The 15143-nt window shown below is 30.1% G+C and carries 11 protein-coding genes; 2 read left to right on the forward strand and 9 right to left on the reverse strand.

What is annotated here, in order from left to right:
* Nucleotides 1-20 precede the first annotated feature (20 nt).
* The 9 genes from ACREV6_RS06175 to ACREV6_RS06215 form a co-directional block, all read right to left on the reverse strand.
* On the reverse strand, nt 21-1436 hold the full coding sequence (locus ACREV6_RS06175; protein WP_431577133.1) for a HAMP domain-containing sensor histidine kinase: 1416 nt from the start codon (nt 1434-1436) through the stop codon (nt 21-23).
* A complete protein-coding gene (locus ACREV6_RS06180; protein ID WP_431577134.1) occupies nt 1420-2142 on the reverse strand; it encodes a response regulator transcription factor in 723 nt (240 codons plus the stop codon). The genes ACREV6_RS06175 and ACREV6_RS06180 overlap by 17 nt, the downstream gene beginning before the upstream one ends.
* Nucleotides 2143-2202: 60 nt before the next feature.
* The gene (locus tag ACREV6_RS06185) at nt 2203-3288 is read right to left on the reverse strand and encodes a hypothetical protein (protein ID WP_431577135.1); all 1086 of its coding nucleotides are present in this window, start codon (nt 3286-3288) and stop codon (nt 2203-2205) included.
* Nucleotides 3289-3463: 175 nt separating this feature from the next.
* Complete coding sequence (locus tag ACREV6_RS06190; protein WP_431577136.1) at nt 3464-5227, reverse strand: ABC transporter ATP-binding protein; 1764 nt, start codon at nt 5225-5227, stop codon at nt 3464-3466.
* On the reverse strand, nt 5220-6995 hold the full coding sequence (locus tag ACREV6_RS06195) for an ABC transporter ATP-binding protein (protein ID WP_431577137.1): 1776 nt from the start codon (nt 6993-6995) through the stop codon (nt 5220-5222). Before ACREV6_RS06195 ends, ACREV6_RS06190 begins: the two co-directional genes overlap by 8 nt.
* A 293-nt stretch (nt 6996-7288) precedes the next feature.
* Nucleotides 7289-8968: an ABC transporter ATP-binding protein gene (locus ACREV6_RS06200; RefSeq protein ID WP_431577138.1), complete on the reverse strand. Its 1680-nt coding sequence runs from the start codon at nt 8966-8968 to the stop codon at nt 7289-7291.
* Nucleotides 8965-10590 (reverse strand): ABC transporter ATP-binding protein, encoded by a 1626-nt coding sequence (locus ACREV6_RS06205; RefSeq protein WP_431577139.1) that lies wholly within the window; start codon nt 10588-10590, stop codon nt 8965-8967. Before ACREV6_RS06205 ends, ACREV6_RS06200 begins: the two co-directional genes overlap by 4 nt.
* Before the next feature lie 305 nt (nt 10591-10895).
* A complete protein-coding gene (locus tag ACREV6_RS06210) occupies nt 10896-12542 on the reverse strand; it encodes an ATP-binding cassette domain-containing protein (protein ID WP_431577140.1) in 1647 nt (548 codons plus the stop codon).
* A 180-nt stretch (nt 12543-12722) separates the two neighbouring features.
* The gene (locus tag ACREV6_RS06215; RefSeq protein ID WP_431577141.1) at nt 12723-12998 is read right to left on the reverse strand and encodes a CD3324 family protein; all 276 of its coding nucleotides are present in this window, start codon (nt 12996-12998) and stop codon (nt 12723-12725) included.
* A gap of 474 nt (nt 12999-13472) precedes the next feature.
* Between ACREV6_RS06215 and ACREV6_RS06220 the strand changes: the two genes are divergently transcribed.
* A complete protein-coding gene (locus tag ACREV6_RS06220) occupies nt 13473-14003 on the forward strand; it encodes an amidase domain-containing protein (RefSeq protein ID WP_431577142.1) in 531 nt (176 codons plus the stop codon).
* A 119-nt stretch (nt 14004-14122) separates the two neighbouring features.
* Nucleotides 14123-15130: a LacI family DNA-binding transcriptional regulator gene (locus ACREV6_RS06225; protein ID WP_431577143.1), complete on the forward strand. Its 1008-nt coding sequence runs from the start codon at nt 14123-14125 to the stop codon at nt 15128-15130.
* Nucleotides 15131-15143: the final 13 nt, after the last annotated feature.

Here is a 15143-nt window from a genome sequence, read left to right on the forward strand (position 1 = left end):
TAATAGTACCGTCTGCATATCTATTCATATTTATATAAACTTATCTGAAACATTGTCTTTTCATCATCTTTACCACCTTTGATTTCTAATTTTCCAAAATGCTTTTCTACTATTTTTCTTGCTATTGCAAGCCCAAGTCCTGTTCCTCCATCGCTTTTTCTAGCATCGTCAACTCTTACAAAAGGTTCGAAAATATAATCTTTCATGTGACTTGGTATCCCAATACCATTGTCTGCTACTTCAAATATCACACTATTTATAGTTTTTATTACCTCTATTCTAAGTTTAGTACCTTTCGGATTATATTTTATAGCATTACAAATGATATTTGAAATAGCTCTGTTCATAAGCTTCTCATCAAACTCTACAATTATCTCCTCTTCAGGAATTTCCAGTTCAAGTATAAAATCCTTATCTTCGATTTCTTGGTAAAATTCGACTATTATCCTCTTGATAAATTCTCCAAAATCGTTTTTAGTTTTACGAAGTTTATAATCTAAACTTTCTAGCTTTACAAACTCAAACAAATCATCTATAAGCTCGCTTACTCTTTCCCCCTTTGCATAGATGGTATTATAATATCTTTGTTTCTTTTCGTCGTTATGGATTAACCCTTCGCTTAATGCCTTTGCAAAACACTGTATTGTTGATATAGGTGTCCTAATATCATGTGATAGATCTACTAACATCCTTATTTTATCCTGTTGGATTTTTATATTTTCTTCCTTTACACTTTTAATCTTCTCTACCATAGAATTAAAGCTATCCCTTATAATAGCAAACTCTCTTTCTGCTTTAAAATCTATTCTAGAATCATAATCTCCTTCCGCCATTTTTTTTATACCTTTAGTTATCTCTCTTAGCGGCTCTTTTATCTTTTTCGATGTCCATATACTATATAATATTATATTAACTGTAAATAGTATTAAAAAAAACATTGCTCCCATTAATAAGTTGTTATATATAATACTGCCTGTTTTATAAGTAAATTTATTCATACTAAACTGCACTTTAAATGTATCACTTGGATATTTAATTAGACAATACAAGTTTTTACCTTCTTGTGATTTAAAAGATTTAATTAAGCCCAAATATTTGGAATTACTGTCCATATTTAATGTGTTTATTAAATCCTGCTCTGTGTAAATTATTTTATCATCACTTTTATTTCCCAATACACAAATAACCTTCATATTTTCATCAAGTATCTCCACCCAACCCCCAAGGGTCTCAATATCTGTTATATTGATATTCTCATAATCTACTCTTACTATATCTATAGGCGTGAGCTTTGGAACTTGTCCATTCTGTGCAGAAACACTTATCCTAAAGTATATAAAAACTACAGTTAGAAACAATGACACCATAAGTATTAGCACGAATATAATATATCTTATAACTAAAGAACTAAATATACCCTTACTCTTTATATTCATCAGCCAATACCTTCTTTGTGAATTTATATCCCAATCCCTTAATAGTCTTTAGATATATTGGATTTTTAGCATCTTCTTCAATTTTATTTCTAATGTTACTAATGTGAACCATTATTGTACTAGCATCATCTATGAAGGAATCTTCCCACACATTTTCAAATATTTGCTTTTTCGTAAGTACCTTACCTGATGCTTCCATCAAAAACTTTATTATTTTATATTCCCTTGAAGTTAAATCAACATAATAGTCCTTTGCTTTTAAGGTGCATTCTTCTGTATTAAGTTCAACGTCCCCAATCTTAATTGTTTTTTTAGTACTATAACTTTTATTATTGCTTAAACTATAAAATCTTCTAAGTTGGGCATTAACTCTAGCAACAATTTCAAGAGGATTAAAAGGTTTTGAAACATAATCATCTGCCCCTAGACCCAATCCCAAAATTTTGTCACTGTCGCAATTCTTTGCTGAAAGAATTATCACAGGAATATTGTTGCTTTGCCTGATTTTTTTAATTAACTTGAATCCATCTATTTTTGGCATCATAATATCTAAAATCGCCATATCAATTTCCTCTTTATTTATTGCCATCCATGCTTCAAGTCCGTTTTCAGCTTTAATTACGTGATAACCTTCGTTTTCAAGGTAAAGCTCAAGTACTTCCAATATTTCTTTTTCATCATCAGCAATAAGAATTTTGTATTTCATACCTTTCCCTCCTGATACTATCTTTTAAAAAATTTATTTTATATAGTTAAACCAATCATTTTAATTATTTATTTTCATTACTATTTCCCTAAGTTTATCCTCCAAATATACTCCATCCTTATCAATGTTCACATTCCATTTGTCAGAAAGATTATCTAATATCATTGCTTGAGCCATTCCACTTAAATAAAATCTATATTCTACATCACGTAAACCAAGGTTGTCCCTTATAGACTTAAAGTCTGACTTCCAATAAGGTCTATTATTTCTATAATTATAAACTTTGGAACTATTGCTATCCTTTTGTGCAAAGTCATAAATTTTTATTTCTGCATACTTGCCCAATCCCTCTTCCCATTCTTTAAATCTTTCAAGGTCAACAAATTCAGAAGATAATTTATGTGCCCTACGTCTCCCATCCCTTATTTTCAAGAATTCCTTTACATATTTAATACTTTCCTCACTACTTTTAGCGTTTAGTGCATTATATAATGCGTTCCCTTCCATATTCCACTTTTCATTAATACCATCAGTATCAGGATATTCCTTTTGGATTTTGGTTAGTTCTTCAGCTCTATTTAATTTTTTTTCATTCAAGTTACCGAAATATGCATGCATCATCTCGTGTACTATCGCTGATGGAATAAAGCCTCTCGTTATTGTTATTAGTTGTGGTGGAAATAACCTATTAACTACTAAGGGCATTTCCTTATTCATTGCATTAATAGCATCCTTATTATAAGTATAAAGCGTTGGCATAGACCCTACCCAATTATTATCTATTTTCAAAGCGAAAGCTTGAGCATTTTTATGATCTCTTATATAAATCTTTTCTCCAACTATTGAATTATTATTATCAAACTCCATAAAACTTGCATCCAAAGATGTATCATTAATTAAAAATTCATATTTATCATTATAAACTACTATTGGTATATCAGACTTACTAAACCCATTAAATAATTTATCGCCATAAGATTCTTTTAATCTTTTTGCTTCCTTTACATCTTCAAGTTCAAATTTTGTTAATTGCTTTTCTTCTTTTTCTTCCCTGTTATAACCTAATCTACCTATTGTATTATTAATTAATAATACAATAGTAATTAAAAGCAAAAAAAATATAATTCTTTTAGCCCACTTTTTCACATCTTCCACTCCTCTTAACTTAATCTTTATTTAAATTATAGCTTGCAATGGTTTATTAAACCTAAAGCAAACCTAAAGAGCATCTAAAGAAAATGCATTAAGGATTTCATTATTTTATAGAAATTTATGTGAGAATTTAAAAGTTATAATACAGTTTATATTTTTCTACTACAGATCATCGTTCATACCATTTAGCTTGAGATTCTAATAAATAATAATACTTTCCTTTTAAATTAATTAGCTCTTGATTTGTACCTTCTTCCACTATCTCCCCCTTCTCCATTACAACAATTTTATCGGCGATTTGAGTTGATCCCAATCTATGAGTAACAAAAATGCAAGTCTTATTATCACTCAATTTCTTAAAAGTACTGAAAACATTTGCCTCTTCAATAGGATCAATAGCAGCAGTGGGTTCATCCAAAACAATTAAATCATGTGGACGATATAAGCCACGTGCAATTGCAATACGTTGCCATTCACCTCCAGAAAGTTCTTGTCCACCAAACTCTCTTGATAAAATAGTTTCATTATTAATTTTTAAATCATCAAAACTTAGATTGATCTTTGAAGAAGCATTTTCAATTGAGTCTTGCGACGAAATATTACTAATTCTTATGTTATCTTCAGCAGGTAGTTTATACTTTATGAAATTTTGGAACACCGCACTAATATTACTGAATTTGGATAAGTTCGAGTGTTTTGCAATATTTTCACCACCATACAGCACGACTCCTTGTGATGGATTATACAAACCCATAATTATTTTTGTTAATGTGCTTTTTCCAGAACCATTTTCCCCAACGATTGCCAGGGATGTGCCAGCTTTTATCGTTAGGTTTATATTTGACAAAGACTTTTCCTTTGCATTTGGATATCTAAAAGAAACATCTCTTAATACAATATCACCGGTCTTTGAGAGTTCCGCTTCTCTTTCAATTTCTTTTTCTTCATTTAAAAATCTAATAAGAAAAGATGTAGTTGAATTCCCTACCAAAGCTTCACCAATATTTTCAATAAGGTTCTTTAGCATAGTCGTAATTTTCTCTATAGAATAATAAATAGCTGCAAATTGACTTACTGAAATAGAACCATTATATAAATAGTAAACTAATAAAGCTAGTACGCAAATGTACCCTAAGGTATTTATAACTCGCATAACTATAGCAACTTTTAGTTGCTTGTTTTTAACATCAACAAAGGCTTTACTAAATTTTTTGTTAGAATCTACAAATAGACTATAGAAATAGTTAAAGGATCCATTATTTAAGGTTTCTTTGAAATTTTCTTTTGAAACAATACAACTTTCAAAGTATTCAGTCCTTCTTCTTCTATTCGCAATTTTATCTTCAAAATCATAATTATTACTCATACTAATTAATTCAGAAATTAAAACCGGAATAAACATTAATACTATGGCAAATACCAACATAGGTTTTATAGCAATCAGATATAATGATGTTATTAATATAAAAGGTAAGTATAAAAACAATATTTGGACAATAACACGGATTGCATTTGGTGCTTCTTCATTTCCGAGACTCGCCTTCTTAAATTCATCAAAATTTTCTACATCTTCATAATCAATTAAATCCATTCTATTGATGCGATCATGATATAGTGATTGCATGTACCCATTACCGCGTCTCCAAAAGTAGCCTTGTGCTAAAAACTCTAACCATTCGGCAACTGGATTAAGGATTAAGATGACTAGCATAGCTAATATGGGCATTATCATGGTATCATAGGTCGATCCCTTAACAACCTTCAATATATTGGAAAATAGCGATTCTAATACTACTATCTCTGAGTAACGTAAAACACTAAATAGTAATGATGCGACTACAAGTACCGAAAAAGTAAGCGGACTTGCAAGCCATATATATTTAATTAATTTTAAAAAAACCTTACTATTAGACATTCTTTTTCTTTTATTCATAATACATCCCTCGTTGCTTGTTAAATAATTTGGCATATATATTATCTTTCTTCATCAATTCTTCATGAGAACCCTGCTCAGCAATTTTACCACTATCAAGTACTATTATGTCATCTGATATTTTTGTTGAACCTAACCTGTGACTAATCATAAGTAGAGTTTTATCCTTAGCTATTTTTGAAAAATTATTATAAAGTTTACTTTCAGCAGTTGGACTCAAACTCGATGTTGGTTCATCTAAAATCACAAATGGTGCATTTTTATAAAGAGCACGAGCTATAGCGATTCTTTGCCACTGCCCCCCTGAAATATCTATTCCATTATCATACATTTTACCTAAATAGCTATTTTCCCCCTCTGGTAAATCACGAATCAAGTCACGGAGGTCTAGCTTTTCTATAACTGAACTAATATCCGCTTCAGGATTATCAAAGGCAATATTATCTTTCAGAGAAACATAGTATTTGGCATAGTCTTGAGAAACAATAGAAAACATGCTTCGTAGTTGATCGAAGGTGTAAATCTTTATATCCTTACCATTAACTAAAATTTCGCCTTCAAAATCTCTATATAAACCGACTAATATTTTTATCAAAGTTGTTTTTCCTGCCCCATTTAAGCCCACTAAAGAGTAGGATTTACCTTTTTCTAGATACAAATTTATTCCTTTGATTATATAGTCTTTAGAGTCTTTATATTTAAAGTATAAATTTTTAATGTGTAAGCTTTCAAACTTCAAATTTTCATATTTTTTATCAAATACTTCTTTATTTTCTTCTAATTTTATAAACTCCTTAAAATCTTTAACATATTCCTTATGTGAAGAAAATTCAAAGAAAGCCGCTGATAATTGAATTGAAATAACTTTTGTTAAATTTATCATACTCCCTACTATGGATGCAAATAAACCAACACTTAATAGGTTATTGTATACTTGCCTTGATAAGATAATAATTATTATAATGGTAAATATATTTATCACCATATTACATAATTTGATTCTTAAAGTTTCACGTGCTAAAGTCTTTGTATTAAAATTCGATCTATAAAGATGGGCATCTTTGAATCTTTTATTTAGTGTATGCGAATAATTAAATAGTGTTCTTTCAGCACTGGCTTCTCTATTTGACAATACATCAGATAGGTAATTCATCTGTCTTGTCATGAAACCAACCTTTTTCTCTGACTCATAGATTGCTTTACCACCTTTAAAAGTTAAGAAAATTATTGGAATTATAATGAAAACAAAAATGATAACTATCCACCAATTATATTTATACAACATATATAAAATACCAATTACTTGTATAGCTATGGTGATAATCGAATTACTTGATTTGAAAATTTGAATGAATTTCTTTTCTATGTTCTTAGTAACTCTTAATAGTAAATCTTGTGTTTGCGTTGACTCGAACAATAAATAATCCATAGAAAATTGCTTTTTTATGATATCTGGCTTTAATTTGTTTCTAAGTGTATCTTCGAACAATTCATAAAAGTACAATTTTAATTCTTGACTAAGCTGCATATAGAAATAGCCCAGACCCATAAATAAGGCATTTTTCATCACTATATAAGTTTGTGGATCCTTTGAGGCTAATGTTATTGCAGAATCAATAAAATTTGCAACAACCCCCATCATCAGAGGCACTAATAAACCATCCATCACCGTTAAAGCAATGCACATTACAAAAATCATCGGTGAATATCTGGCACATAATTTAACAATACTAAAAATGGATATCTTTTTCCTAGCTAAATCTAACATTATTTACACCTACCTAATTAAGTCTTGATTTTTAGTTATTCCCCTAATTTTTGACAACGTATTTGTTATAACGCTTTTAATTTTGTACATCTCAGGTTCGGGTTCTACTCCTACACTAATTCTTAACAAAGTCTTTTCTGGGCCAATACTAATATATTTAGCTCTTGTTATATCAAAAGGACCTAAGTAATATTACTTAACAGAGTAATTTATTACAAAATTAGTTATGTTTGTCAATTGGTCTATATCTTATTTCAACCATCAATTTTTGTCAAGGGTCGGTTAACGTAACTTTAGAAGATGGTGGACTTTTCTTCTGAAATATCGTTAAAATCATATACTCTGTCTGCATATATGCCTATATCAGGATTATGCGTAATAATAAAAACAGCTTTAGACTTACTTATATTTAATATAGTTTCCATTATTTTTTCTTCTGTAGTATTATCTAGTGCGGATGTAATCTCATCAAGTAATAGAATAGGTGTGTTTTTTAAAAGTGCTCTTGCAATAGCAATTCGTTGTTTTTCACCACCTGAAAGGTTTTTACCCTCCTCAAAAATCATAGTATCATATCCATTTGGCAATAACTGAATAAATTCATCCACACTAGCAGCCTTAGCTGCAGATATAACCTCATTAATAGAAGCATTCTCATACCCAAACGAAATATTTTCAAAAACAGTGCCTGAAAATAACATGGGCTCTTGTGGTACATAGGCAGTTTTACTCCGTAGAGCTTCAAAAGTTACTACTTCATTTCCTTTAAAAGATATACTACCCTTGTCTGGTTCATATAAGGCTAAAAGCAGTTTCATAAGAGAGCTTTTACCACAACCACTTTCACCAATAAGAGCCGTCAGTTTACAAGGTTCTATACATATATTTATATCTTCAAGCACTGGTGATTTTTCATCATAAGAAAAGTTTATGTTAGTTGTGCTCAAAGGAATAGAATCCTTTGTAATTATAAACTTTCCATTTTCCAAAATAGTTTCTTCCTTTTCATCTAATATAGCAAGCAATCTTTTTACACCGGCAACATTAGTCTGCATGCCAGCCATATGCTCTCCACACTCTAAGAAAAGGCAATCCGTGGAAGATTTTAATCCTGTAAGAGCAATAACTGTGCCCCAATCTGACAAGTTGTAATATACAAAAGTAGCTCCAATTGCAATAATTAAAAGATAAGTAGCAGCAGCAAGTCCTGTAATAACAGCTTTCATTTTCCAGGAGATTTCACCACTTTTTACTCGTGTAATTGCTTCTGCTTCAGTACTATCATCAAATTGGTGTTTTTTACTATCAGAAAGATTTAGCAAACGAATAGTCTTTACAGCTTTTATAAGTTCATAGGCATCCACAGTAGTTTTTGCTAGATCCTCTTGTAGCTTTTCACCTGTAACTTCAAGCTTTTTACTAAAATGGGCTGTAGCATATACACTGATTGTACCAAGCATAAATACTACAATAGCAAAGCGCCAATCTATTAGGGCCATAATTACAATACCGCCTATACCTTGAAGGGCATGACGTATTACTTCAAAAAAACTGTAATCGTATATTCCTTCCAAACAGGAAGTGTCATTTGAAATATGCGACAATATTTCTCCATTAGTCTTTGAATCGTGATATTTTTGTGGCAGTTTTATTATATGTTCCGTTATATTTACTTTAACATCCCGAATTGCACCATTTGATGCATAGCTACAAAGGTATGAACTTATTGGAGAATATATACTCCATATAAGATGCTTTAGGGCAATTAATATTATGGATTTCCAAAATAAGGAGTAACTTTTCATAGTAACTGCATTAATTACCCCCTTAATACCATAGGTTAAAAGAGGTATTCCAGCTAATTCTATACTACAAAACAGGAAAATGGACACAAGATATGGAATGTTACGCTTGCCCATAATTTGTATTGACTTAATTATCGTTGGTATATTGAAGCTTTTTAAATGTCTCATTGTACACTCACCTCCTGCAAATTCAGTATCACATCGGCGCAGTCTATGAGTGACTTTCTGTGAGCTGCTACAATAATTAAATTTTCTTTTGATGCTTTTTTCATTGTGTCTACTATAAGGCTTTCCGTCTGCTCATCAAGTGCTGAAGTGGGTTCATCAAGTAGCCAAATTTCAGCATTTTTAAGCATAGCTCGTGCTAGGGAAATACGTTGTCTTTGTCCTCCTGATAAATTATTATTGCCCTGACCAATCATTGTGTCATAACCATAAGACAATGCTTTAATGAAACTGTCAGCACCTGCTTTTTTTGCAGCATTGATTACTTCTTCATCTGAGGCGTGGATTTTTGCGCACTTAATATTTTCCATTACACTTGTAGGGAATAAATAAGTATCCTGTGAAACTACTCCTATATCACCTCTCAGTTCAATTTTTCCCTTTTGAGGTTTATACAGTCCGCAGATTAAATCTAAAAGGGTTGTCTTCCCACTTCCAGATCCTCCGCATAGTGCAATAATACCAGAACTATTATGTTCAAAGTTTAAATTGTTAATGGTGTATTCATCTTCATTATAACCAAAACATAAGTTATGAATTTTTATTGATGGCTTACCAAAATTTTTTCTTGCAACTGTTTGCATGTCTTCCTGAGGTAAGTTTTCAAGTCGGTTTATACGATTTATTGAGGTAATAGTTTTATTAAGACCATTAAGCAGAAATGGAAAATATACCGTTGGACCAATGATAAAATCAAGCAAATTAAAGGTCGCTATAAAGGTACCAATGGATAAATTGCTGCTTATGACCATATACCCACCAAAAATTAAATATAAAATTCGAGGTATACAGGATGTAGTATAACAGGCTGGCTGCATTAGCGCACTGCATACGGATATTTTCATATCGGTGTTGTAAACATTATCATATTGTGCTTTTACACGTTTTACAGTTTGTTTTTCCATCATAAAGGATTTTATAACTGGAATACAAGAGAGTGCTTGTTCAACTACAGACAGCGATTCCCCTTTATAATCAGCACTTTTAGGATATAATTTATTTAACTTTTTATTAAGAGAAAGAGTAAAAAACATTCCAATTGGCGTGTATGCAAAGGTTACAAAGCATAAAGATTTGCTTACAATTAGTAAGTAAATTAATCCTGCAAAAGCCATTGCAAATTGTGAAAATAGCCCAGTTAAATTAGTGGACACAAAGTTACATACATTAGTAGTATCTGAATTTATAGTGTTTAGCATATCTCCAGATTTTACTTTCTGAAATTCGCTGTATTTCGAATTAAGCAGTTTATTAAAAATATATGCTTTTATATCTTTGCAAGATAATGCAGACAGCGATGCACATGCGTAACCATTTTTATATGTTAGCGCTATATTAAAAGCAATTGATAAGGTGAAAATAAAAATGCTCAGCACAATTTCTTTAAAGTTTCCTATGGATGAATTGTTTATAAGCATACCTGTGGCATAGGTCTGAAGAATATTAGTACCAATGAGTAATATTGAAAATGTAGCCGCAACTAAATATAATTTTTTATGCGGTTTCATAAATTTAAATAAAAATTTAAATGCAGATTTGTATTGATTATTTTCGTTTTTGGACATAAAAATACCCACCTCTCTAACAGTGCATTTAAAAATGCACATAATAAAATTCGCACAACGATAAAACATGTTTTTTACATGTTTTTCTAAATAGGTTGTAAATTTAATTAACGAATTTTATTATTGTTAAAAAGATAAGTTATAAACATTTTTCAAGCCCCTTTTTAAAATACAATTTAAAGTAATTATATAACATTTTTTCAATTAATTCAACAATAAACAACCTGTTATCCAATACTTTATTCTCTGACCAATATACCAAAAGTGCCCATAATATTGAACCATATCTTGTTTTTTTGTATAATTTACGTTTGCACCATTTTCATTTTTTTAAATTCCGCAGTTTTACAAATATATTCAAATGTACCTTTTTGTACAATTTTCCCGCTATCCACTAAAATTACTTCATCGAATTTTTCTAAATCTTTTGATAATTTATGAGTAACCATAATAATAGTTTTTTCTTCCATGTTAAGAAGAGTATTTTCTAATATTTCAGTTGTCTTCACATCCGTGGCTGCAAAAGGCTCATCCATAAGACATATTTCTGTGTTTGCTGTAATCATTCTTATAATTCCTAAAACTTGTTTTTCACCGCCGCTTAACTGCTCTGAATTATTGTTGGATTTTATAACATCAACTATTTTCAATTTAAAATTATCAGTGACTTTATTTACATCTGATTCTGCATAAGAAGAAAATACTGTAGCATTATTCATAAAATCATCAAAAAATATATGTTCATTTTGGTTAAGACAATACATAATATGTGCGGTATCTATAGAATTTATATTTTCCCCATCAATTTTAATGGTACCAGAAGTGGGAGTCGTATATGACATAAGCATGTTAATTAAAGTAGATTTTCCTGAACCGTTATGGCCAATTAATGCATACTTTTTGCCTTTTTCAAATCTACAGCTAACACTTTTCAAAGAAAAGTTATTATACTCAAAAGTTACATTATCAAATACAATATCACTATTAAATTGCTTCTTAACTGTTAATTTATCATTTGGTACCTCTCTTAGATAAGAAAGTATCTTTTGTTTTGTCTTTTTTAAAGAACTTACAGCGTTAAAATCATACATCAGGTTATTAATAGGTTCAATAAAACTATTGATATACCCAAAAGTTGCTACACAGGTCCCCATTGTTATTTCACGTTTTAATAATAAAATTGCTGCAAGTATAAATGCAATTGCACTTACACAATTTAAGCTAAGATGCTCTAAAGCCATTGTTAAACATTTGAATTTACCATATTTAAATCTCATATTTGTTGTGTTAATTAATGCTTTTTCATGTTCTCTATTAATACTTTTTCTTGTTCTACTTTGAATGACTTTAAACCCTTCAAGATAATCTTTAATTTTTGAAACATAAACACCCATTTCATCTAAATAAGTATGTCTTTTAGTAGCCAGTGGTTTTGAAGCCATCTTTGGAATTAGTATTGTCAGTATAGATCCTAAAAGTATTACAGTTGAAATTCTCCAATCTACATTTAAAAATAAGAAAACACTAAAAATTATAATTTTAATAGCAGCTTGTATTATGTCTATCAATGGTGTTAAATAATCTTGCTCAAGTGCAGTTATATCATTTCCTTGAATCGAAATATACTCCCCCACATCTTTTGCTGAAAAATCCTCATAACTATAGCTAAAAATTGATTTGAAGAAATCCCTTTTTATTGATTGTTCAAAATTCAAACTAGCTTTCCAAGTAAAAATCATTGATAAATAGCAAAATATTACAGAGCCTAATAAACATACTACATATGTGATTATAATCCTAAGAAAAGAATTTGTTTTTATTACTTCTCCTGTTACTAAATCGAATAATTGTTTTTGTAGTGCTGGTAACGCTGCAACAGATAATGCCATAATCCCATCGCATAAAACTCTCATAAAAATAAAGAGTTTTATTTCACAAAAATACTTTTTCAAAATTATCCCCCCTGCTTTATAAAATACAAATAATTCTCTAAGCAAAATTATACCCTAGTACTAGGTTCTTTTCACGTTCACAAATGCTTCTGTATAGAACTTGATTTCTACTCATACTCTGCTAATATAATTATGGTACATAAATAAACCCAGCAGGGTTGTCCCCTGCTGGGTTTATTTTTAACTAGCTAATTTTTCACTTCTTATTGCTCTTCTTATACTACTCTCGGAAAGATAATATTCAGCACATAGCTCCTCTACGCTAAATCCATATGTAAATTTCTCATATATTTCAACATTCCTAGCCTTTAAGGAACTTTTTGCTCCGCTATTTTCTCCCCAAAATTTCTCATTACCTTTTTTTCTAGGGATATATAAATACCCCCCATCTATATAACTTTGAATAATTTCTATTACATGTTCTGGTAAAATATTTTCTGCTTTAACATATTTCATTTCTATACGCTCCTTTAATTCTATAATATAACTTATGAATTAAGCGCAAAAACCACTATATGTTAAGCCCATTTTATCTACTATACCTATATTACTCCAAGCAAAGTTGTAGACTTAACATTAAAATAGTCTTTGCTTAGAGCTCCTTATACTTAATGTAAACTTTAAGTTATACATTTTTTCACCCCCTTAAATTATTTTATCCTTATCTTCCTTTTATTTGTATAGGCTATAATTAACAAAACATTAACATAAAATACGTTTAACAAAATTTAAAATTGTTATAATATTCTAGTTTTATAAATTATACACAAGATTAATTTATATGTCAAATGTTCAACATACTTACATCTACCTTGCGTCATTGCCATTATTTAAATATATAGCCTTCAGGCAATAAACCTTTGCTTTTTTATGAACATTCACAGCAGCTTTATCATAGAATTAAATAATAATAATTTTATGGAGAGTAACATGGACCTTTTTAGAGAAAATCAATATTCAAGAATAAATGCTGTTAATTATGCAAGGACCTATGCCTTGCATCCAAACCCTAACTTTAGGTACTTCTCTCTTATTAATAATGAGACAAGTGGAGATTGCGCAAACTTTGTATCTCAGTGCCTACTAGCTGGTGGAGCGCCTATGATTTTTACTGGCTCACATCCTTGGTGGTACAATAAGGCTAATACATTAAGTACGGAGGATGACACCTGGTCTGTGACCTGGACTGTGGCACACTCACTTTATTGGACTTTGAAAGTTAATCAACAATCTAATGCCACCGGAATTAAAGGCCTTGAAATATATGATACTGACCTACTTGAATTAGGTGATTTGATATTTTTCGAAGGTAATAATGGAAATATATTTCATTCTGCTATTGTTACAGCTTTTATATATTCGCAACCTTTAGTGTCTCATCATTCTTTTGAGGCTTTAGATATATATTATAAAAATTCTTGGCCAGCTAAGCAGGTACATTTTTTAAAAATAAGTTTATAAGATCCAGTCAACGTTACAAGTTTAATATTGTAACGTTGTTTTTTACTTGTTTTTAACGTTGCATTTTAACGTATCATTACTTATAATAGTATTATAGGGTAAATTTGGGGGTGAATTGTTTGACTAATAAAACTACAATATCAGATATAGCCTCTGCTTTAGACATCTCAGCAATATCTGTGAGCAGAGCACTATCTGGCAAAATCGGAGTTGGAGAAGAATTAAGAGAAAAAATTTTAATTAAGGCAAAAGAGATGGGATATATAAAGTCTATAAACAAAAATGCCTATAAAATTTTAGTTCTACATCAAAGGCCTCTTCTACAAGATAATAGTAATTTTGCTTATATGATACAGGGAATACAGCGCGCCCTTCAAAATAAAGATATATCTTATCACACAGAATTTGTTGATAAAAATAACCAAGACAAGATGCAACTTCCACTAAAATTACTAAAAGAGAATAATTTTAATGGTCTTATTTTTATTGGAAAATTTGATGATAATTATGTAAATCTTCTAAAAGAGAAAATTAAAAGTTATATTTTTTATACAGGATATTCTCCTTCCTGTGATGTTGACAGTGTTTGGTTTAATTTCAATAATGGAGGATATAAGCAATGTGAGTATTTAATAAAAAAAGGACATATAGATATTGGCTTTTTAGGAAGGCGTAGTATTTTGTTTAGAAATAAAGAAAAGGTACTGGGGATAACTTCTGCTCTTGAAAATCATGAAATACCTATTCGCAGTGAATTCTTTACTTATATTGAAGAGAATTTCGAAGAAAATTTTGAAACATCAGTTATGAATTTACTTAGGATGAAAAATAGACCTTCAGCAATTATATGCCAAGGGGACTTTATAGCTGTAAAATTAATTAATCTCATGTATAAACAAGGAATCAAAGTTCCAGAAGATATATCTATCATTAGTAGTGGCAATACTGAAATGGCGTCGCTAACTATGCCTACTCTTACAACCTTAGATCTAAACATTGAATATTCCTGTGAAATAGCAGTGGAGCTCCTTTTAAAAAGAATTAATAACCCAGATAAACCTTGTGAGAGTATAACCATTAATAGTACTTTAATTCCAAGAGAATCTGTAAAAAGATTAACTAAGTGAAATTCGTAAAGGA

The organism is Clostridium sp., from assembly GCF_050717515.1.
Classification (GTDB): domain Bacteria; phylum Bacillota; class Clostridia; order Clostridiales; family Clostridiaceae; genus Clostridium_AD.